Source organism: Janthinobacterium sp. UMAB-60, from assembly GCF_900095235.1.
Classification (GTDB): Bacteria; Pseudomonadota; Gammaproteobacteria; order Burkholderiales; family Burkholderiaceae_D; genus Janthinobacterium.
This window is the reverse complement of sequence record NZ_LT607493.1, coordinates 58902-79540: the sequence shown is the minus strand read 5'-3', so window position 1 is coordinate 79540 and position 20639 is coordinate 58902. Positions and strand designations below refer to the sequence as shown.

Here is a 20639-nt window from a genome sequence, read left to right as displayed (position 1 = left end):
ATTCCCGTCGGATTTGTCCTACCGTGTGTAACAGCTGGTACACACCCCGGCATTGCCTGCAACGCGGGACGCGGGCAGAATGGTGTGCACAAGGAGGAGACATCGCATGAAAATCGCCGCCATTTCCGATATCCACGGCAACCTCGACGCGCTCGAGGCCGTGCTGGCCGACATCGCGCAACGGGGCGTGGACCTGACCGTCAACCTCGGCGATATCGTCTCGGGCCATCTGCAGCCGCGCGCCACGGCGGCGCGCCTGATGGCGCTGGACCTGCCCACCATCCGTGGCAACCATGAGCGCCAGTTGCTGGGCGACCCGGCCCGCATGGGCGCGTCGGACGCCTTTGCGCGCGCGCAACTGTTGCCCGAGCAACTCGCGTGGATGGACGCGCTGCCGGCCACCTTGCGCTTGCGCAAGGACGTGCTGCTCGTGCACGGCACGCCGACAAGCGACCTCGTGTATTTTCTCGACAGCGTCACGCCGCAAGGCAGCCGCGCCGCCACGCCGCAGGAGGTGGCGGAACGGGCCGGGACGGCCGACGCGGCCCTGATCCTGTGCGGCCACACGCACATGCCGCGCATGTTGCGCCTGGACGATGGGCGGCTGGTCGTCAATCCTGGCAGCGTGGGCTTGCAGGCCTACGATGACGATCACGGCTATCCGCACGTGATGGAGAACGGCACGCCGCACGCGCGCTACGCGATTGCCGAGCAGGGCGCGAACGGTGCCTGGACGGCGCAGTTGCACGCGGTCGAGTATGACTGGGACAAGGCGGCGCGGCTGGCGCTGGCCAACGGCCGGCCCGACTGGGTCACGCCCTTGCGCACGGGCTACGTCGGCACCGCCTGAGGTATATCAGCAGCTTGGCGCGCGGGTGACGGGCACGGGCACCAGTTCCGTCTTGCCGTCCCTGGCGATCACCCGATTGATGCTGATGCTGCAGCGCTTGCCTTCCCACGAGAACGCCGCTTCGTAATCCTCGCCGGCGCGCGGCGTGAAGGTGATGTCGCCACTGCAGCTGGGCGAGACGGTTTCATAGTTGATGCCGTTGACCACATAAAATGGCGAAACGTCCCGGAAGCCAATACGCAGGCTACTTGGCTTGTCGGCTGGAACTTCATATTCACGGAAATAGGCTTTCGAGAAAATCCCATCTTTGCGCGACAGGTTTTTCGACGTTTCCGTCTCGGCGATGCCCAGGCTGGTATTGCTGACGCTGCCGATGAAGGAGCCGAAGGCGGAGCTCATGCCGCCGCTGGCCTTTTCCACGCCATCGCTGAACATGCCGCGGATGCAGCTGCTGTCGCGGTACAGGAAGGCGGTGGCGCCATTCTGGCCGAACAGGCGCAGACGGCTGACGGTGGATATTGCCGGCGCCGCTGGCGTGCTGGCCGCCTCGGCAGCGGCAGCGGGTGTTTCGGTGGTGGCGATATCCTGGGCAAAGCTGGTGGCGCTGAGCAAGAGGGAAAAAAGGAAAGCAGGTTTTTTCATTGGTTTAAAGAAATTATCAAAAAGAAACAATATATACCATAAGGCAATACATTACTGCTCTTTTTAACAAGCTTGTCACCGTGCCTTACCTTAGCGGAACTCTTCCGCCACCAGGTTGTACTTCTGCATCTTGTGATACAGGGTTTGTTTCGGCAAGCCGAGCACCGTGCTCACTTCGCTGACGTTGCCGGAATATGCGCGCAGTTCCTGTTCGATCAGCGCGCGTTCGAAGCCGTTCACCTGCTCCGCCAGCGACAGGGGGCTGGCCTGATTGCCCGCCAGCAGGCTCGAAGCGCCGCCGGCGATACCGAGCACGAAGCGGTCGGCGATATTGCGCAGTTCGCGCACATTGCCGGGCCAGGAATGGGCCATCAGGTTGCGCATCTGTGCGCTGGAGACCACGGGCGCGGCGCGGTTGTAGCGGGTGGCGGCGGCCAGCACGAAGTGCTCGAACAGGATGGGAATGTCTTCGCGCCGTTCGCGCAAGGGCGGCAAATGCAGCACGATCAGATTCAGGCGGTAGTACAGGTCGCTGCGGAATTTCTGCTGCTGCGACAAGTCTTCCAGGTCCAGCTTGGCCGCCGCGATGACGCGCACGTCGACGGGCGTGGGCACGTTGGAACCAAGCCGTTCGATATAGCGTTCCTGCAGCACGCGCAGCAATTTGACTTGCAGGGACAGGGGCAGGCTTTCGATTTCGTCGAGGAAAAAAGTGCCGTGGTCCGCGTGCTCGATCTTGCCCACCTGCCGCTTGGCCGCGCCCGTGAATGCGCCCGGTTCGTGGCCGAAGACTTCGCTTTCAAATATGCTTTCGGGAATCGCGCCGCAGTTGACGGCGACAAAGTTGTGCTTGCGGCGGTGGCTGAAGTCGTGCAGGCAGCGGGCCACCATTTCCTTGCCCGTGCCCGTGTCGCCATAGATCAGTACGTCGGCCGGTTCGTCGGCAACGTCGAGTATCAAACGCCGTATGTCGCGCATCGCCACGGAATTACCCAATAAGCGCGCCTCGATGCCACCGCCGTCTTCCAACTGGCGGCGCAGGCTGTGCACTTCCAGCGTCAGCCGCCGTGTTTCCAGCGCGCGCAGGATGACGTCGACCAGTTGCTCGGACGAATACGGCTTTTCGATGAAATCGTAGGCGCCCGTGCGCATGGCGTGCACGGCCATCGTGATGTCGCCGTGGCCCGTGACGAGGATCACGGGCAGGTTGGCATCGAGCGTCTTGACCGCTTGCAGCAATTCCAGGCCGCTCATGCCGGGCAGGCGCACGTCGCTGACGACGATGCCGGGGAAATCCGGCGTCAGCAGTTTATAGGCCAGCTCGGCCGAGTGGAAGGCCAGCACGTCCAGGCCGGCCAGCTGCAGTGCCTGCTCGCTGCCTTCGCGTACGGTGGGGTCGTCTTCGACCAGCAAGACCTTCAAGCCGTCAAACATGTTTTTCCTCCTGCGTTGCAATCTGTAGTTCGATGGTGAAGATGGCGCCGCCGCCGGGGGCGTTTTCGGCGCGCAGCATGCCGCCGAACTGGCGCGTGATCTGTTCGGAAATGGCCAGGCCCAGGCCCAGTCCCAGTCCTTGCGGCTTGGTCGTGAAGAACGGTTCGAACAGGTGTTCGTACACTTCCGTCGACAGGCCCGGCCCCGTGTCGGCCACATGGATCAGCACGTGCTCCGGCGTGCATTCGACGGCCACGCGCAGGCTGCGCACGTCGCTGCCGTTCATGGCATCGAGCGCATTCGCGTACAGGTTCACCAGCACCTGCTCCAGGCGGTTGCTTTCGCACATGGCGAAGATGTCTTCGGGCGGCAGTTGCAAAGTGAAACGCACATTTTCCACCTGCAGGCGGCGCTCGACCAGGAACAGGGCATTGCTGATCGCCGTGGGTATCGAGACGGAGGTCAGGCTGGTCGTCGATTTGCGCGCGAAAATCTTCAATTGACCCGTAATGGTCCCCATCCTGGCCGCAATTTGCGAGATCTTCGCCAGGTTGCGCCGCGCATCGTCGAGCCGTCCCCGCTCGAGCAGGATGACGGCATTGTCGGACATGGTGCGCAGCGCCGTCAGTGGCTGGTTGAGCTCATGCGTGATGCTGGCCGACATTTGTCCCAGCACGGCCATCTTACCTGCTTGAAACAATTCGTTTTGCGTGATGTGGAGCTTTTGCTCGGCCTTGCTGCGCACCTCGATTTCCTGGCTCAGGCTTTGCGTCATGGCATTGAGTTCCGAGGTGCGTTCCTCGACCATGGCTTCCAGGTTGTCGTAGGCATGTTGCAAGTCTTCGCGGGCGCGCAGTTTTTGCGCCACGGCTGCGCGGCGCTGGCGCAGGTAAAAGAACAGCAGCATGAAAAAGCCCAGCAGCACGCAAGAGAAGGCGGCCGCCGCGCGCGCGCTGGCTTTCGCCTGTGCCAGGTCGGACAGGTAAATGAAAGTCCAGCCTTGCGGCGACTTGAGCTTGATCTGCGTCATCACGCTGGAGCTGATCTTCGGTGGCGTGTCGGCGTGTTCCTGCTCGCGCACGCTGATCACGCGCGCGCCATTGCCCAGCTGGCGGTCCGAGACGAAGGGGATGGCTTCCAGCTGCTTCGAGTAATACTGGCGCGTGCGGTTGAGTTCCTCAACGATGGCGGGCGACAGCGGCGCCAGGGTCTTGTATTTCCAGTCGGCCATGGAACTGAGGAAGATCACGCCGTGCTCGTCGGCCAGCATCACCTTGTCGGCGCCTTGCACCCAGCGTTTTTCCAGGGTTTCCAGGTTCACCTTCACCGTTGCCAGGCCCAGCATGTGGCCATTCTGGTAGATGCCATGGGCAAAGAAGTAGCCGGGCTCCAGCCGCGTCGTGCCGACGCCATAAAAACGTCCCGGCGTGCCCCGCAGGGCGTCCTGGGCATACGGGCGGAACGAGATATTGTCGCCAATAAAGCTGTCGGGCCCCTGCCAGTTGCTGGCGGCCCGCGTGTTGCCGTCGAGGTTGCTAATGAAAATGGTCGACGATTTCGCCTGGGCATTCATCTGCTCCAGGTAATGGTTGACCGTATCGACCAGCACCGGGTCTTCCGGGTGCTGCAGCAGGCGGATCACGTCGCGGTTCAGCTCCAGCGTCTTGGGCAGGAAGTCGTATTTCTCCAGCGCATTTTCCAGGCTGCTGACATACACTTCCAGGCGCTGTACGCCGCTCGCCTGCAGCTTGCCGATGGCGATGCGCTCCGTCCAGAAATACACGAGCCAGACGGTCGTCAGGCAGGCGGCCAGCACCACGCCCCAGGCCAGCGTTTCGCGGCCCGACCGTTGCGCCAGGCGCTGGCGCCAGGAAAGGGAGGGTTTACTACTGCTATTCATAAAATCAGCTGCCAACTTGCAAGAACCCACAGTATCGCATTTAAGTAATCGCGGAAATAAAAAAGCCGCCGGACATGCATCCGGCGGCCTGCGCTGTAACTAGCCGCGATCAGAATGTATGACGCATGCCCAAGTTGAAACCGCTGTTACCGGTGCCATCGTCGGTGGCATTGCCGACCTTGTAGGTCGCGCCATTCTTGTTGCTGATGTGGCCGTAACCTGTGTACAGGTCGCTGCGCTTGGACAGCGCATAGAAGGCGCCGATGGCCCACTGCTGGGCGTCACGGTTGGCACTGCTCTTGTCGTTGTGGTGGATGTACGACGCGACCAGCTTGGTGGCGCCGAACGGGGCGCTGAAGCCGACCAGGATGTCGTTGCTCTTGCTGTTGTCCAGGGCGCGGTTGTCGGCATAGCCGAAGTTGCCTTGCACAACGCCAAAGTCGTAGCGCGTGGCCAGCAGGGTGTTGCGCGTTTGCGCGGTCGCCAGCGGATTTTCCTGGCGGTGGTGCGTCAGGGTCACGTTCAGCGGACCGTCGATGTAGTGCACGGCGCCGCCCATGCTGCGGCTTTTCGCATTGTCGCCGGGCACTTCGCCAAAGCCATACGCCAGGTCGGCCGACAGCTTGCTCCAGGTCGGCGTGCTGTATTGCACCATATTATCGACGCGGTAATTCGTCGTCGACATAATGTTCGACGCCGTGCCGGCCAGGCCGATGACGAACGGATCGGCCACGTCGCGCAGGGCCAGGTAGTACGGCGTGTATTGGCGACCCAAGGTGACGGCGCCGGCGTTGCCGGTCAGGCCGACGTACGACTGGCGGCCGAACAGCCGGCCGCCCTGGCCCGAGGTGCCGGTATCGATGTTGAAACCACTTTCCAGCACGAAAATGGCGGCCAGGCCACCACCCAGGTCTTCCTTGCCCTTGAAGCCGATGCGCGAGCCGGAAGCGACGCCGGAAGCGACGCGGTTCAGGCGGTTTCCAGCCGCATCCTTGTCGAACACCAGGCCGGCGTCAGCCACGCCATACATGGTGACGCTCGATTGGGCCATGGCGCCGGTGGAGGCTACGCCAAGGGTCAGCAGGGTAAACAGGACTTTTTTCATGAAAATCTCTCTAATAAGTTGGAATGACTACTGATCGCACTACCTGACTGCTTGTTACTCAACATGGACAACAAATAAATGGCCCGCTTGTGGCGGGCCATGGCGCTATCAGGCTTTGCTAGCGTGATCCGCTTCGCCCCAATGGCTTTCCGTGTTCTGGTTGGCGGCGTTGGCCGCGGCGGCTTCTTCCTCGGTGGCCAGGCCACCTTCCCACTTGGCGACGACGGCCGTGGCGACGGCATTGCCGACCGCGTTGGTGGCCGAACGGCCCATGTCGAGGAATTGGTCGACACCCATCAGCAGCAGCAAGCCCGCTTCCGGGATATTGAATTGGTTCAGGGTCGCGGCAATTACCACCAGCGAGGCGCGCGGCACGCCGGCCATGCCTTTCGAGGTCAGCATCAGCAGCAGCAGCATGGTGATCTGCGTGCCGATCGACAGGTCGATACCGTAGGCTTGCGCGATGAACAGCACGGCAAAGGTGCAGTACATCATCGAGCCATCGAGATTGAAGGAGTAGCCCATTGGCAACACAAAACTGGAAATCTTGCGGTCCACGCCGAACTGGTCGAGCGCCGTCAGCAGTTTTGGATACGCTGCTTCCGAGCTGGCCGTCGAGAATGCCAGCAGGAATGGTTCGCGGATCAGGCCGACGAGCTTGAAGATGCGCGGGCCGATGACGACGAAGCCGGCGCCGATCAGCAGGGTCCACAGGCACAGCAGGCCCAGGTAGAAACCGCCCATGAATTTGGCAAACGTGACCAGCACGCCCAGGCCGTGGGTGGTGATGACGGAGGCCATCGCGGCGAACACGGCCAGCGGGGCCAGGTTCATGATGGTGCCGGTGATGCGCAGCATGACTTGCGCCAGCTGGTCGACGACGGCCGTCAGGGTCTTGCCCGATTCGCCCAGGCCGGCCAGTGCGCCGCCGAAGAAGATCGAGAATACCAGCACTTGCAGGATTTCATTGTTGGCCATGGCCTCGATCGGCGACTTCGGCACCAGGTGCGTGAAGAAATCTTTCAAGGTGAAGGCGGCCGTTTTCAAATTGGTCGAAGCGTGTACGTCCGGCAGTGGCAGGCCCAGGTTGGTACCCAGTTGCATCAGGTTCGACAGCACCATGCCCAGCGCCAGCGAGACCAGCGAGGCGACGACGAACCAGCACATGGCTTTCAAGCCGATGCGGCCCGCCGTCTTGCCGTCGCCCATGTGGGCGATACCGACCGTCAGGGTGGAGAACACCAGCAGCGCGATGATCATCTTGATCAGGCGCAGGAAGACGTCGGTGACGATGGAAATATTGCCAGCGATCTGAGCGCTGAGCTTGGCATCAGGGAAGGCGGTGTTGCATCCATAGCCCACGGCAATGCCGAGGATCATGGCAATCAGGATGTACAGGGTTAATGGCCGTTTCTTTTTCATTTTGACTCCTCCGGTGAAACGCCGCTGTGAGCGGATTATTGATAGCGAGCAACTCAAGCTTGGAGTCAGTATTTCTCAAAAACAAGCCTTTGCGTGCCAGCGATTATTTGCAGCAAAACCTGTACATAGCAAAGGATATGCCTGAAATGGGAATTTGCGACCTAACTTCTTAAGTTGTTGATTTAAGGAAGCTTTTTTGTTGCTTAGATGTCGCAATTTTGCACGCTTGCGCGAAATATTGGACGGGGCGGGCTATCGCTGTATGACTTTTCATACGCTAGTCGCGGCAGGGTGGCGGTGCGGCAAAAAGACAAGATTATCAGGACAATAAAAAAGCCCCTCCGAAGAGGGGCTTGAAATGGCGCAATGCGTGTTTAGAACTTGATATTGGCCGTCAGGCTGAACGAACGGGGCTGGCCCGGGGTGTAGCGGAAGCCGGACTTGTTGATGGCTGCCACATAGGTCTTGTCGGCCAGGTTGTAGGCGTTCAACTGCAAGTCGAGGTTCTTGTTGACGGTGTAGGTTGCCATGGCGTCGAAGACCCAGTAGGCATCCACGCGGGCCGGCGTGCCGACGGCGCCATCGGTGCCGCGCAACATTTCACCCACGTAACGCGCGCCGCCACCGATCTTCAGGCCAAACGGCAAGGTGTACGAAGTCCAGCTGGTGAACGCCTGTTTAGGCGTGTAGGTGAGGTTATTGGCGCCGCTGGCCGTGAAGACCTTGTTCGACTCGACCTTGGTATTCATGCGCGTGTAGCCGGCGCTGACCAGCCAGTTCGGCATGATCTCGCCCACCATGCCAATCTCGACGCCTTGCACGCGCTTCTTGCCGGTCTGGTAATAAATGGTCGAGATGACAGGATCCTGTTCCACTTCATTCTTGACGGTGGTCTGGTAGACGGCGGCCGACAGCGACAGTTTTTGCTTCAGGAAGTCCCACTTGGTGCCGATTTCCTTGGTGGTGGTTTCTTGCGGGTCATAGTTCGGGTTTTGTGCGCTGCTGGCGCCCGTGCTCAGGGCGAAGTTGGTGCCCGGTGGCGCCTTCGACGTGGCCAGCAAGGCGTACACGCTGCTGTCCGGCGTCGGCTTGTACAGGGCCGAGATCTTGCCGTTGGCCAGGGTGTCGCTCAGGGTCAGGTGAGTGGGAATTGGTGTGCCCACTGGCAATGGCTGTACCGCCGGCGGCTTGACGGCTGTTTGCAGGGTGACGGCGTCATAGGTGGTGTTGAAGTGGTCGAAGCGCACGCCGCCATTGAAGATCCACTTGTCGCCGAACTTGATGGTGTCAAAGACATATGCGCTTTGCGTGTTGACTTCGCCTTCGGTGAAGGCGCCGCTGCGCACGGGCTGGTAGCCGGTGACGGGGTCGCGCGGGTTCGGGTGGTACAGATTGGCGTCCGGCAAGGTGCCCAGGCTGGCAGGCACATAGCCGTAGTTGGTCTGTTTTTCGCTGGTGAACTCGGCACCGGCCACCACGGAGTGTTTCAGCACGCCCGTGTCGAATTGCGCGCTGACGACGGTCTGGTTGGTCAGGATCGTGTTTTCCTGGTCCTTCACGGTGCGCAGCGAGCGCGCCAGGGTCCAGGTCGACGGATCGGTGACGACCGGCGTCTTCAGGTTGTCCATGCTGCCCATGAAGGCCGTCAGCAGGTAATCCTGCTTGGTCTTGCCGTAGCGCGTGGTGTTTTGCAGTTGCAGCGTAGGCGAAAAATCATGGTCGATGCGCAAGGTGCCCATGTCGGCCTTGACCTTGTCGTGGTCTGCGGTGGAACCGTAGAAATTCTTTGGATCGACCCGCGCCGCGCTGTTCAGGAAGGTGCGCACGACCGGTTTCTCTTTCGTGGCGACGTCCGGCGCCGAGTAGCCTGGCAAGCCGATGGTCGGCACGAAGCCGTCGGGTACGTTGTTTTGATCCACGTGCAGGTAGCTGGCCGTGATGCGCGTCGGCTTGCCGATGCCGAAGGTGACGGTAGGCGCGAAGGCCCAGCGCTTGTTGGTGACTTCATCGCGCGCCGGGTTGCCGCTGTCCTGCGTCATCAGGTTCAGGCGCAAGGCCGTGCCCGAGTCGCTGTCGAGGATGCGGTTCCAGTCGGCCGTGGCGCGTTTCTGCTTGCCGCTGCCCACCGTCAGCAGGGAATTGAATTTGTTTTCCATGCTGGCCGTTTTGCTGACCAGGTTGATCGAACCGGTGGGCGAACCGCGGCCGCTGTCCGTGCCCGCCGGGCCCTTCAGCACATCGATCTGTTCGATGTTGAAGACGTCGCGCGAGATGGAACCCACGTCGCGCACGCCATCGACATAGATGCTGCCCGAGGCATCGAAGCCGCGCATGTAGACGGCATCGCCCGTGTTCGTGTTGCCGTTTTCGCCGAGGAAGAAGGTACCGACGCCTGGCGTGTTGCGCAGCGCATCCGTCAGGGTCAGCGCGCCTTGCTGTTCGATCAATTCCTTCTTGATCACGACGATGGTTTGCGGCGTATTGACCAGCTCTTCCGTGTATTTCGGCGACGAGGCTTTTTCGGCCTTGAAATCATTTTCCTTGGAGCCCACGACCTTGATTTCGTTCAGGGTTTGCTGCGATGCCGGGGCACTTTGGCCGGCCGGGTCGGCCGCCTGGGCGGCGACGGGCAGCAGCATCACGGCCAGGGCGGCGCCGATGTGCTGGTTGAAACGGGTTGGGGCGTGTTTGCGGCTCTTGATTGCCATCTTGCTCTCTCGATAAGTTCAGGGTGGTGGTTCCTGGCTGGCTCTGCGCCGCTGTGCTTGGGCACGCGGGCAAGTGGCTGGCGATGGAGACGGAATAGGCGGTATTGTAATAACTGGGCGCTATTTCGTAAATGAGAATCGTTATCAGTATCGTTTACGCAACGGATTGGGCGTGCCGCAAAAAAAATACGCGCATGGCGCATGAATGCTTGCTTTGCGGCCCCGCCGCTGCTATGCGCGCAAGCGTCCGGCGGCGGGAGTATGATGAGCAACCTTTACAAATTTCTTCCCAGCACATGCTGCACACTCCCCTTGCCTTCGTTCCCCTGATCGACACGCCCGAACCGGCCCCGGCCGCCACCGAGACGCTGACATTCGTCTTTCACCGCGGGCGTTTATTGTTGCGTACGCCCGGGCTGACCTTGCCCACGGCCGCCGAGGCGGCCGCGCTCGATATCGACCTGAGTCGCGCCCAGCCCGTGGGCCTGTGGCAAGGCCGCTATTGCCAGACGGTCTGGACAGATGCGGAGTTGTTGCCCGCCGATAGCGGCTTGGCGTATCACGGCATGCGTTCGCTGTTCAACGCCGTCGACGATGGCTTCCTGGGCCTGGCCAGCCGCGCCGTGCAGCTGGCCGAGTGGGCGCGCACGCACCGCCATTGCGGCGTGTGCGCCACGCCCATGCAGCGCACGCGCGGCGAACGCTGTTTTACGTGCGCCGCCTGCGGCATGCTCGCGTATCCGCGCATCTCGCCGGCCATGATGGTGCTGATCCGCAAGGGCGACCAGGTGCTGCTGGCCATGCATAAAAACTCGCCATCGCAGCGCTTCAGCCCGCTGGCCGGTTTCCTGGAAGCGGGCGAATCGATCGAGGAAGCCGTGCACCGCGAAGTGATGGAAGAGGTGGGCTTGCGCGTGCATAACTTGCAGTACTTCATGAGCCAGTCCTGGCCGTTTCCCCATTCGCTGATGATTGCGTTTACGGCCGATTACCTCGACGGCGAGATCCGTCTGGACGAGAACGAGATCGCCGAGGCGCGCTGGTTCGGGCCCGGCGATGCCTGGCCGGAAGCGAGTTCCAGCGTGTCGATCTCGGCGCTGCTGGTGAGAGCGCACCGCCCGCCGGCAGTGTCGTAAAGCGGGGGCTGCTCAGGCAGCTTGCCGCATTTTCTATATACTGGCGGCAATTGAAAATTTTAGGGTGGTGTAGCATGTCTCAAGAAGAATTCTCCGAAAACGACTGGCGCCGGCTGATCAGCAGCTTTGGCGAAGACCCGCAGCGTCCTGGCCTGCTGGAAACGCCGGCGCGCGTGGCCAAGGCGTGGAAGCACTGGACGTCCGGCTATGGCCAGGACCCGGTGGACTTGCTGAAAGCCTTTGAAGATGGCGCGGAACAGTACAACGAGCTGATCGTCGTGCGCGGCATCCCTGTCTACAGCCATTGCGAACACCACCTGGCGCCGTTCTTTGGCAAGGCCACCATCGGTTATGTGCCCAACGGCAAGATCGTCGGCTTGTCGAAATTGACGCGCCTGGTCGATTGTTTCTCCAAGCGCCTGCAAGTGCAGGAACGCATGACGATGCAGATCGCCAATGCCCTGATGGAAGTGCTGGAACCGAAATCGGTGGGTGTGGTCGTACGCTGCCGCCACCTGTGCATGGAAAGCCGCGGCATCCGCACGCCGGGCGAAGAAACCATCACCTCGGCGATGCTGGGCGAGATGCAGCCGAACCTGGCGCTGCGCACGGAATTTTTGGCCCTGGCGCGCGAAGTTTGATTATTTCGGCGACGATGCGGGACGAAGGCGGCTGATGCCGCCTTTTTTTATATTCTTCCGGATTCCCGTTCCGCCAGATAACGCGCTGGCGGCTTGCCCACTGCCTTGCGGAACATGGTGACAAAACCGCTGGTATTTTCATAGCCCAGTTCCAGCGCCACCGCTTTCACGCTGCGCCCTTGCGCCAGCCGCTGCAAGGCAAGGATGACGTGCAATTGCCGGCGCCAGCGGCCCACGCTCATGCCCATTTCCGCCAGTGACTGGCGGGTCATGCTGCGCTCGCTCATGCCGATGCGGCTGGCCCACTCGGCCAGCGTGCTTGTATCGGCTGGTTGCGCCAGCAGCAGGGCCGCCAGGCGGCGCAGGCGCGCGTCGCGCGGCATCGGCAAATGCAAGTCTTCCACCGGCGCCGTGGCCAACTCATCGAGCAGTGTGGCCACCAAGCGTTCCTGCGCGCCGTGCAGCGCGGTCAGGGTGGGGAAGCAGGCCGCCTTGGCGATCAGTTCGCGCAGCAGGGGCGAGACGGCCACCGTGCAGCAGACGGCGGGCAAGGCCGGCGCCATGGCCGGCTCGACAAACAGGCAATAGCACTCGGCCTCGCCCACGCCGTGCGCCGAATGCATCAGGCCGCCCGGTATCCACACGGCGCACTGGGGCGGCACGATCCACACCCCGCTTTCCACTTCGCAATGTATGACGCCCCGCGTGGCGTACAGCAGCTGCCCCTTGCGGTGCTGGTGCGGCGCATGCTCCTCGTCCTCGTGCACACTGGCCAGGCCCACGGCCAGCAGCGGACGCAGCACGCCGTCGACGTCGAAATCGATGATGGAGGCGCCGGCGTCCAGCCCCAGATGGGCCGTCAGCATGCTGGGCAAGAGAGGATGGGGCATGGGAGTATGTTGGCCGGATTGAATAATATTGTGGCTATTGTATGCAATGACGTCCGGCGCCGCCATCGGTATCGTATGCTTATCCGCAGCCCCGCTTCAACGGCAACCGCCGCCGCCAGTGTTCTGATGAAGGTAAGGAGGAACGGCAACCCCCGAAGGAGTCACACCATGCAACTTGATTTATCCACTTTCCCCCTCGTCTGGATGCGCCGCGAGGCAGCGCCTGACCAGCCCGATATGCTGTTTGCCCAGTTTGACGCCTTGCTGGCGCGCCGCCAGGCATGTGTCATCCTCAGCGAGGAAGGCTTGGCCGAGGACGGGCATGCGCACCCGCAGGAAGAGCGCAAGCGGGCCGCGCTCTGGATGAAGCAGAACAAGGCGGCCATCCGCGCGTATATCCAGGGCATGGTGCTGGTCGAACCGAGCGCCGCCAAGCGCCTGGCCGGCAAGGCCTTCGCCGTCATGTTCGGCAAGTTCTGGGGCTATCCCCTGCATTTCGGCACCAGCCGCGACGACGCGCTCGACATCGCGCAGCATTTGATCAAGGCGTGGCTGCCGCCGCGGCTACCGCCAGGCGACGGCAGCACGGCCGCGCATCAGTAACGATAATCGTTGACGAAATGCTTGGTGAAGTTGTACTTGCTGCCGCCGTCGAGCAAGTCGACCAGGCGTTTCGGTGCCGAGGCCGACATGAAGGCGTCGGCGGCACCGCCCGTGCTGCGGAACCTCATGCCGGGGCTGAGGATCTGGCTGGCGCCGATTTTCAGGTGCTGGAAGCTTTTCGTTTTCTCATTGTTGAGGATGAAATGCAATTCCTGCTTGAAGGTCAGGAAGGGAATCTTCAGCCACCAGCCTTCGTCCGTGCCATAGCTGGCGACGCTGGCAAAATGCGTGTTCTTGTCCGTCAGCGTGGGTTTGCCCAGGCGGTCGTTGATGCGTTTCATGGCTTCATTCTTGGTCATGCTGTTCTTTCGTGATTCGATCTATGCGGCGTGCATTCTGACACAGGCGCGCCGCCGCGTGCCATCGAATGCCTCACAGTAGCAAAATCAGCGAGCCGAGCACGATCAAGCCACCGCCGAGGGCCGCTTTCACGGTGAACGGCTCGCCCAGCACCAGCCAGCCGGCCAGCATCACCAGCGCCACGCTGAGCTTGTCGACGGGCGCCACCAGCGAGACGGGGCCCAGTTGCAGCGCGCGGAAATAGCAGAGCCACGACAGTCCCGTGGCCACGCCCGAGGCGATCAGGCAAGTCCAGCCCACCCAGTTGCCGCCGCTGGGGCGCTGCCACTCCGCGCGCAGCGAGATGATGGCTGCCGTCACCAGGAGGATGACGCCCGTGCGTATCAAGGTGGCCATGTTGCTGTTCAGATGGGCCACGCCCAGCTTGCCCAGGATGGCCGTCAGGGCCGCGAATACGGCCGACAGGATGGCAAAGCCTTGCCAGGTAAAGGTGGTCGACACGGGACTCCCTGCGCGCTGAATAATTGCAGTGACTGTAGCGTAAAAGCATGGCGGCCGCTGCCAATAATTTTTATTGCAACGCAGCATCAATTCTCATCAATTGTCGCAGCCCATTAACAACACTGTGTAAAAAACATTGCTTCCCGGCATTGTAAATATCGGTAGTTCGAGCGTATGCTGGAGTCGTCTGAACGGTGCCGCCAGAGCACCGTCGCCGCCGCATTCCTGGCCTGTCGAGCTGGAAGCGGGATACGCCCCACCGCCGCACAATAGAGAGTTGGAGACATAGAATGAAGAAATTGACGTTCCAGCAGAAGTTATGGATCCCCCTGCTTTGCAGCCTGTTGTGCATCACCGTTATTTTTGTCTATAACGCCCTGGAAATTCGCAAGATCCGTATCGAAGAGCGCAGCGCCGACCTGAGCAATGCCGCCGACCTGGGCCTGGGCGCCGTCAAGATGTTCGGCGACCTGGCCGCCAGCGGCGCCCTGACGCAGGAAGAGGCGCAGAAGCAGGCCACCGCCGTCATCAAGAGCATGCGCTTTGGCGAGACCGGTTATTTGTCCATCATCAACCTCGATGCCGTCGTCGTGATGAATCCCGCCGCGCCGCAAACCAACGGCAAGAACATGGCGGATTTTAAAGATGCCAATGGCACCTATCTGTACCGCGACATCGTTGCCGTCGGCAAGAGCGATGCGGGCAAGGGCTTCGTCCACTATTACTTCCCCCGTCCCGGCCAGAAGAACGCCGAACCGAAGATGAGCCGCGTGGTGGCCTACAAGCCGTGGAGCTGGACCATCGTGGTGGGCGTGTACATGGACGATATCGACGCGGCCTTCCGCCAGTCGCTGATCACCTCGCTGGGCGTACTGTTGCTGGTGTGCGGCTTGCTGGCCGCCGTCGTCGTGGCGATCAACCGCAGCCTGCGCCATGCGCTGGGCGGCGATCCCGAATATGCGGCCGACGTGGCTGCCCAGATCGCGAATAACGACTTGAGCGGCGCCGTGCGCACGCATGCCAACGACCGCCACAGCGTGCTGTACGCGATGAAAACCATGCAGGCCAACCTGGTCGATGCGATCAGCGAAATCCGCCACAGCGCCGAAACGATCGCCACGGCATCGAGCGAGATTGCCAGCGGCAATATGGACTTGTCGGCACGCACGGAAATGCAGGCCAGTTCGCTGGAAGAAACGGCGGCCTCGATGGAGGAATTGACCTCCACCGTGACGCAAAACGCGGGCAATGCCGTGCAGGCGAATGAACTGGCACAGTCCGCTTCCGCCGTGGCGCGCCAGGGCGGCGCCGTGGTGGCGCAAGTGATCGGCACCATGGACACCATCAACGCCTCCTCGCGCAAGATCGTCGACATCATCGGCGTCATCGACGGCATCGCCTTCCAGACGAATATCCTGGCACTGAATGCGGCGGTGGAAGCGGCACGCGCGGGCGAGCAGGGCCGCGGCTTTGCCGTGGTGGCGTCGGAAGTGCGCAACCTGGCGCAGCGCTCGGCGGGCGCGGCGAAGGAAATCAAGGAACTCATCGGCGCTTCCGTCGACAGCATCGCGGCCGGCAGCGCCCTCGTCGCACAGGCGGGCACGACCATGGATCAGGTGGTGGCTTCCGTGTCGCGCGTGACCGACATCATGGCCGATATCACGGCCGCCTCGCACGAGCAAAGCACGGGCATCGGCCACGTCAATCAGGCGATCACGGAAATGGACAGCGTGACGCAGCAAAATGCGGCACTGGTGGAAGAGGCGGCGGCAGCGGCGGCCAGCATGCAGGACCAGGCGGCCGTGCTGGCGCAGCTGGTGGCGCGCTTCAAGCTGTCGGCGCAGGAACCGGCGACGGCGTCGCGCTCGGCTGGCGCGCCACGCGCCGTGGCGAAAAAGCCGCTGCGCAGCCTGGCGGCGCGCTGAGTTACTGGGCTGGCGCCGCCGTTGGCGGCGCCGGCTCGAATTCCAGCTTGTCATCGACGACCACGAATTGCCCGAGCGGCTGGCCCAGGTCGGCTTTCGGGTCGTTTTCCATTTCCGTCAGCGCATTGCAAGTCGTCGTTTCCGCCTGCCACAACTGCTTGCCCATGCGGATATTCCACAGGCCATCACCGGCCGCAAACAGCTCCACCTTGATGTCGGCCGGCGCATCGGTGGACAGGATATGCAGGCGCTGGCATTGCGGCAAGTTGGTCGCCATCAGCTGCACTTCCACGGTATCTTGCCAAAAATAACGCTGCTGGCGGCGCACGGTCAGGGAATGGTCCTGGCCGTCGAACATATAGATGGCGAAGTCCTGGACACAGCCTGACAGCAGGACGGACAGCATGACGATCAGGAGTTTGCGCATGGTCGGCTTTCTTTGGTGGTTCTCGGGAATGGCGGAGTTCAATTCTTGCGGCGAGAGTGGGCGCTTGCTGGCATGGCAAGCGGGGCACGCGCCGTCTTGTTTTTCGCTTACGTGGCATTATATCCATGCACACCAGTTGCGGCGCGACAATAGTTACGCCCTCCCTATGCCAACGAGCTGAAAGACGACGATGATCGACCTGTATTACTGGACCACGCCCAACGGGCACAAAGTGACGATGTTCCTGGAAGAAGCGGGCATCCCCTACAACATCATTCCCGTGCATATCGGCAAGGGTGAGCAGTTCACGCCCGAGTTTCTTGCCATCGCGCCCAACAACCGCATCCCCGCCATCGTCGACCAGGCACCGGCAGATGGCGGCGCACCCCTGTCGCTGTTCGAGTCGGGGGCGATTTTGCAATACCTGGCCGAGAAAAGCGGGCAATTCCTGCCGGACGACGTGCGCGGCCGCGCCGAGGTGATGCAATGGCTGTTCTGGCAAATGGGCGGCCTTGGCCCGATGGCCGGACAAAACCACCATTTCGTGCAATACGCGCCCGAGCCCATCGACTACGCCATCACGCGCTACGTGAACGAAACGAACCGGCTATACGGCGTGCTGAACAAGCGCCTGGCGGACCGCGCATTCGTTGCTGGCGACACGTATTCCATCGCCGACATGGCGATCTACCCATGGATCGTGCCGCACGAACGCCAGCGCCAGAAGCTGGAAGATTTCCCGCACCTGGCGCGCTGGTTCGCGGCCATCGCCGCCCGTCCCGCCACCGTGCGCGCGTATGCCCGCGCGGCCGAAATCAACGTGCAGCCCACCGTCAGCGGCGACGCGAAAAGCGTGCTGTTCGGCCAGACGGCGAAGACACTCGGCTAAGTTTCAGTTGCCCCTCAGTTACCCCGATACGTGGAAAAGCCGAAAGGACTGAGCAGCAACGGAATGTGATAGTGCTGCTCGGTCTTTTCCACATGAAATTGCACGGGGATTTCCGGGAAGAAGGTTTCCTGTTTCAGCCGCGCATAGTGTTCTCCCGTCTTGAACACGATGCGGTAGTCGCCCGCCTGCATGGCTTGATTTTCCGGATACATGGCCGCGATGCGCCCCTGCGCATTCGTCACGGCGCTGCTTAATTGTTTCCAGTCGTTGTCCTTCTTTTGCTCCAGGGTCACCGTCACGCCCGCCGTCGGCTGGCCGCTCTGCAAGTCGAGGATGTGCACGCTCAAGGGATTGGCGGCCAGCGCCATGGCAGACAGGCTGGCGAACGCCAGGGCGGCAGCGGTTTTTTTCAAATAGCTCATCGTCGTTGCTTTCACAGGGTGGGGGAATCGAGTTCAGGGATGGCGGCCAGGGCGGCCAGGGCGCAGGCGCGGTCTTGCAGGGCGCCACCGCCGCCAGCCACGCCGATGGCGCCGACGACTTCTCCCTTGGCGCGCAAGGGCAGGCCGCCGCCCAGCAGCAGCAGTTCCGGCAGTGTCGTCAAATTGGCCATGTCAGGATTGCCGCGCGCGGCCACGGCCAGCGCCTGGGTATCATTTTTCGTCGACAGGGCCGTGTAGGCCTTGCGCCGGCTGGCCTGCGTGTTGTGCGGCCCGACGCCATCGGCGCGCTGCACGGCCACGACATTGCCGCCACGGTCCAGCACGCTGACGACGATGTGCCGGCCTTGCGCCTGGCAAGCGGCGATGGCCGCATTCGCCAGCGTGTTGGCCATTGCCAGAGAAAGGTCATCGACCTGGCGCAACTGGGCGTGGGCGGGGCTGGCCAGCAGGCACAGCAGAGTACTGCCGAAAAGTAGGGTTTTCATGTGGCGGTCCGTTGATAAGGTGGCGCCAGTATGGCCAGTGTTACCCTACGAGAAGATGATCGACGCATGACATTTTTATCATCCGCAGTACCCGGCGCGCGGCGTAGAATGGTTTTATATTCTACTTAGAAAGCGGCCATGCGCATCCTGGTAATCGAAGACGAGCCGAAGACGGGCGACTATTTGCTGCGTGGCCTGGCCGAGTCCGGCTTTACGGTGAGCCTGGCACGCAATGGCCGCGACGGCTTGCACATGGCAAGTACGGAGTCACCCGATCTCATCGTGCTCGACGTGATGCTGCCCATCATGGATGGCTGGCAAGTCTTGCGCGCGCTGCGCCTGCAAGAGGGCGGTGCGGATGTGCCCGTGATTTTTCTCACGGCGCGCGACGAGGTGCAGGACCGCGTGAAAGGGTTGGAACTGGGCGCCGACGATTACCTGGTGAAACCGTTCGCCTTTGCCGAACTGGTGGCGCGCATCCGCACCCTGCTGCGGCGCGGGCCACCGCGTGAAGACGACGTCATCCGCATCGGCGACATGGAAATCGATGTGATGAAACGCAAGGTCAGCCGGCAAGGCCAGCGCATCACCCTGACGGCCAAGGAATTCGGCTTGCTGCATTTGTTGGCGCGGCGCCAGGGCGAGGTCTTGTCGCGCTCCATCATCGCCTCGCAAGTGTGGGACATCAATTTCGAGAGCGACACCAACGTGATCGACGCGGCCATCCGCCGCCTGCGCAGCAAGCTCGACGACCCGTTCGAACCCAAGCTGATCCACACTCTGCGGGGCATGGGCTATGTCTGCGAATTGCGCGCGCCATCCGCTCCAGACAGCGGCGCGGCCGCATGAAGCTGGCGAAACTGCGGCGCTCGCTGACCCTGCGCGTCACGCTCGTCTTCGTATTGATCGTGGCGCTCGTGTCGGCGGGACTGGGCATGCATCTGTACCGTTCATTCGTCGCGGAAATCGAGCGCCGCGACGATATTTTATTGCTGGGCAAACTGCGACAGATCCAGCAATTACTCGGCAATGCGGGCACGCTCGATATCATCCGCGAGCGGCCCCAGTATTTCCGCGACACCATGAGCGGACAGGAGAACTCCCTGGTGCGCATCGTGCGCGCCGATGGCACGCGTTTGATCGATGTCAATCCGCATGGCGAGACGGTGGCGCATCCTGTTCCCGTGGCCGTCGATGCGCCCGTCACTGCCAACGACATCGCCAGCTGGACCAGCCGCGACGGCTATCCGGCCCGGGTCGTGGCGGCCAGCGCGCGCATCGGCGATCCGGCGCAGATGGCCGACATTTCCGTCGCCCGCGTCTACGGCGACCGCACGGCCATGTTTGCCGCCTACCGCTGGCAGATTGTCGTCTCCGTGGCCGTCAGCGCGCTGGTGGCGGCCTTGCTTGCCAGCGTGATGCTGCTGCGGGGACTGCGGCCGCTGCGCAATATCGCCGCCCATGCGGCTTTGGTGCGGCCCGGCAAACTGGGCCAGCAGCTGGAGGCGCGCGATGCGCCCACGGAATTGTTGCCCCTGATCCAGGCCTTGAACGCCATGCTGGCGCGGCTGCAGGAAGGGTATGCGCGGCTGTCGCAGTTTTCCGCCGACCTCGCGCATGAATTTCGCACGCCCGTCACGAATCTGCTGGGACAAAGCCAGGTCATGCTGGCCCGCCCCCGCAGCGCGCACGAGTATGAACAGCTGGTGTCGTCGAACGTGGAAGAGCTGGAACGGCTGTCGCGCATGATCGACAGCATGCTGTTTCTGGCGCGCGCGCAGCAGGACGAGATGATCCTTGTCAAGCAAGCCTTGCCCGTGCAGGACGAATTCTTGCGCCTGGCCGATTTCTTTGAAGGCCTGGCCGAAGAGCGCGAGCTGGCGCTGGCCTGCCACGGCAGCGGCATGGTGACGGCCGAGCCGCAACTGCTGCGCCGCGCGCTCGGCAACCTGCTGTCGAACGCGATCCGCCACGCGGCGCCGGGCAGCACAATTTTATTGCGTTCGCACGCGACGAACGAGGGCGTGGAACTAAGCGTGAGTAACCTCGGCCCCGCCATCCCCGCGCGCCACTTGCCCCACCTGTTCGAGCGTTTTTATCGCGCCGACCCGGCCCGCAGCGACTCGGCCGCCTCCACAGGATTAGGGCTGGCCATCGTCACGGCCATCATGCAATTGCATGGCGGCAGCGCGAGCGTGGCGTCCGACGCGGCCGCCACGACGTTTACCCTGGTTTTTCCGGCGTAATTGACTGGGGTGGTGTCGGATTACGCTACGCT

Annotated in this window: 20 protein-coding genes; 8 read left to right on the top strand and 12 right to left on the bottom strand. The window is 62.2% G+C overall.

Features of this window, described 5'->3' with window-relative positions; all coding sequences use genetic code 11:
• The first annotated feature begins 106 nt into the window (after positions 1 to 106).
• Positions 107 to 850: a metallophosphoesterase gene (locus tag K0F86_RS18855; protein WP_219135820.1), complete on the top strand. Its 744-nt coding sequence runs from the start codon at positions 107 to 109 to the stop codon at positions 848 to 850.
• Positions 851 to 856: 6 nt separating this feature from the next.
• Here the strand turns inward: K0F86_RS18855 and K0F86_RS18850 are convergent, their stop codons facing one another.
• The 6 genes from K0F86_RS18850 to K0F86_RS18825 form a co-directional block, all read right to left on the bottom strand.
• Positions 857 to 1492 carry a hypothetical protein gene (locus K0F86_RS18850; RefSeq protein WP_219135819.1) on the bottom strand — a complete coding sequence of 212 codons (636 nt, stop codon included), beginning with the start codon at positions 1490 to 1492 and terminating at the stop codon, positions 857 to 859.
• 90 nt (positions 1493 to 1582) lie between these two features.
• Positions 1583 to 2926: a sigma-54 dependent transcriptional regulator gene (locus K0F86_RS18845; protein ID WP_219135818.1), complete on the bottom strand. Its 1344-nt coding sequence runs from the start codon at positions 2924 to 2926 to the stop codon at positions 1583 to 1585.
• A complete protein-coding gene (locus tag K0F86_RS18840; RefSeq protein WP_219135817.1) occupies positions 2919 to 4826 on the bottom strand; it encodes an ATP-binding protein in 1908 nt (635 codons plus the stop codon). Before K0F86_RS18840 ends, K0F86_RS18845 begins: the two co-directional genes overlap by 8 nt.
• A 109-nt stretch (positions 4827 to 4935) precedes the next feature.
• A complete protein-coding gene (locus tag K0F86_RS18835) occupies positions 4936 to 5931 on the bottom strand; it encodes a porin (protein WP_219135816.1) in 996 nt (331 codons plus the stop codon).
• A gap of 108 nt (positions 5932 to 6039) precedes the next feature.
• Positions 6040 to 7353, bottom strand: a complete 1314-nt coding sequence (locus tag K0F86_RS18830) for a dicarboxylate/amino acid:cation symporter (RefSeq protein WP_219135815.1) — start codon at positions 7351 to 7353, stop codon at positions 6040 to 6042.
• 374 nt (positions 7354 to 7727) lie between these two features.
• Positions 7728 to 10061 carry a catecholate siderophore receptor Fiu gene (locus tag K0F86_RS18825; RefSeq protein WP_219135814.1) on the bottom strand — a complete coding sequence of 778 codons (2334 nt, stop codon included), beginning with the start codon at positions 10059 to 10061 and terminating at the stop codon, positions 7728 to 7730.
• Between the two features lie 296 nt (positions 10062 to 10357).
• On the opposite strand from K0F86_RS18825, the gene nudC reads away from it, so the two are divergent.
• Positions 10358 to 11197, top strand: coding sequence for an NAD(+) diphosphatase (gene nudC, locus K0F86_RS18820; RefSeq protein WP_219135813.1), 840 nt, complete (start codon positions 10358 to 10360; stop codon positions 11195 to 11197).
• Between the two features lie 74 nt (positions 11198 to 11271).
• The gene (gene folE / locus K0F86_RS18815) at positions 11272 to 11838 is read left to right on the top strand and encodes a GTP cyclohydrolase I FolE (protein WP_035822985.1); all 567 of its coding nucleotides are present in this window, start codon (positions 11272 to 11274) and stop codon (positions 11836 to 11838) included.
• A gap of 47 nt (positions 11839 to 11885) precedes the next feature.
• Here the strand turns inward: folE and K0F86_RS18810 are convergent, their stop codons facing one another.
• Positions 11886 to 12704 carry a helix-turn-helix transcriptional regulator gene (locus K0F86_RS18810; protein ID WP_219135902.1) on the bottom strand — a complete coding sequence of 273 codons (819 nt, stop codon included), beginning with the start codon at positions 12702 to 12704 and terminating at the stop codon, positions 11886 to 11888.
• Positions 12705 to 12896: 192 nt separating this feature from the next.
• On the opposite strand from K0F86_RS18810, the gene K0F86_RS18805 reads away from it, so the two are divergent.
• On the top strand, positions 12897 to 13331 hold the full coding sequence (locus K0F86_RS18805) for a hypothetical protein (protein WP_219135812.1): 435 nt from the start codon (positions 12897 to 12899) through the stop codon (positions 13329 to 13331).
• Here the strand turns inward: K0F86_RS18805 and K0F86_RS18800 are convergent.
• Entirely contained in the window at positions 13325 to 13690 is a 366-nt protein-coding gene (locus K0F86_RS18800; protein ID WP_099761670.1) for a hypothetical protein, read from the bottom strand. The two genes, K0F86_RS18805 and K0F86_RS18800, sit on opposite strands and share 7 nt — an antisense overlap.
• A 73-nt stretch (positions 13691 to 13763) precedes the next feature.
• Positions 13764 to 14192 (bottom strand): EamA family transporter, encoded by a 429-nt coding sequence (locus tag K0F86_RS18795; protein ID WP_219118720.1) that lies wholly within the window; start codon positions 14190 to 14192, stop codon positions 13764 to 13766.
• A 290-nt stretch (positions 14193 to 14482) separates the two neighbouring features.
• Here K0F86_RS18795 and K0F86_RS18790 point away from each other — a divergent pair, with 290 nt between their 5' ends.
• Positions 14483 to 16117 carry a methyl-accepting chemotaxis protein gene (locus tag K0F86_RS18790; RefSeq protein ID WP_219135810.1) on the top strand — a complete coding sequence of 545 codons (1635 nt, stop codon included), beginning with the start codon at positions 14483 to 14485 and terminating at the stop codon, positions 16115 to 16117.
• A gap of 1 nt (position 16118) precedes the next feature.
• On the opposite strand, the gene K0F86_RS18785 is transcribed toward K0F86_RS18790, so the two are convergent.
• The gene (locus K0F86_RS18785) at positions 16119 to 16544 is read right to left on the bottom strand and encodes a hypothetical protein (RefSeq protein ID WP_219135809.1); all 426 of its coding nucleotides are present in this window, start codon (positions 16542 to 16544) and stop codon (positions 16119 to 16121) included.
• Positions 16545 to 16734: 190 nt separating this feature from the next.
• Between K0F86_RS18785 and K0F86_RS18780 the strand changes: the two genes are divergently transcribed.
• Positions 16735 to 17433: a glutathione binding-like protein gene (locus K0F86_RS18780; RefSeq protein ID WP_219135808.1), complete on the top strand. Its 699-nt coding sequence runs from the start codon at positions 16735 to 16737 to the stop codon at positions 17431 to 17433.
• A gap of 14 nt (positions 17434 to 17447) precedes the next feature.
• Here K0F86_RS18780 and uraH read toward each other — a convergent pair whose 3' ends face one another.
• Positions 17448 to 17855: a hydroxyisourate hydrolase gene (gene uraH, locus K0F86_RS18775; RefSeq protein ID WP_219135807.1), complete on the bottom strand. Its 408-nt coding sequence runs from the start codon at positions 17853 to 17855 to the stop codon at positions 17448 to 17450.
• An 11-nt stretch (positions 17856 to 17866) separates the two neighbouring features.
• Positions 17867 to 18361: a heme-binding protein gene (locus tag K0F86_RS18770; protein WP_219135806.1), complete on the bottom strand. Its 495-nt coding sequence runs from the start codon at positions 18359 to 18361 to the stop codon at positions 17867 to 17869.
• Positions 18362 to 18499: 138 nt separating this feature from the next.
• Between K0F86_RS18770 and K0F86_RS18765 the strand changes: the two genes are divergently transcribed.
• Together K0F86_RS18765 and K0F86_RS18760 are read left to right on the top strand one after the other, a co-directional pair.
• A complete protein-coding gene (locus tag K0F86_RS18765) occupies positions 18500 to 19210 on the top strand; it encodes a heavy metal response regulator transcription factor (RefSeq protein ID WP_219135805.1) in 711 nt (236 codons plus the stop codon).
• Positions 19207 to 20607: a heavy metal sensor histidine kinase gene (locus K0F86_RS18760; protein ID WP_219135804.1), complete on the top strand. Its 1401-nt coding sequence runs from the start codon at positions 19207 to 19209 to the stop codon at positions 20605 to 20607. The genes K0F86_RS18765 and K0F86_RS18760 overlap by 4 nt, the downstream gene beginning before the upstream one ends.
• Positions 20608 to 20639: the final 32 nt, after the last annotated feature.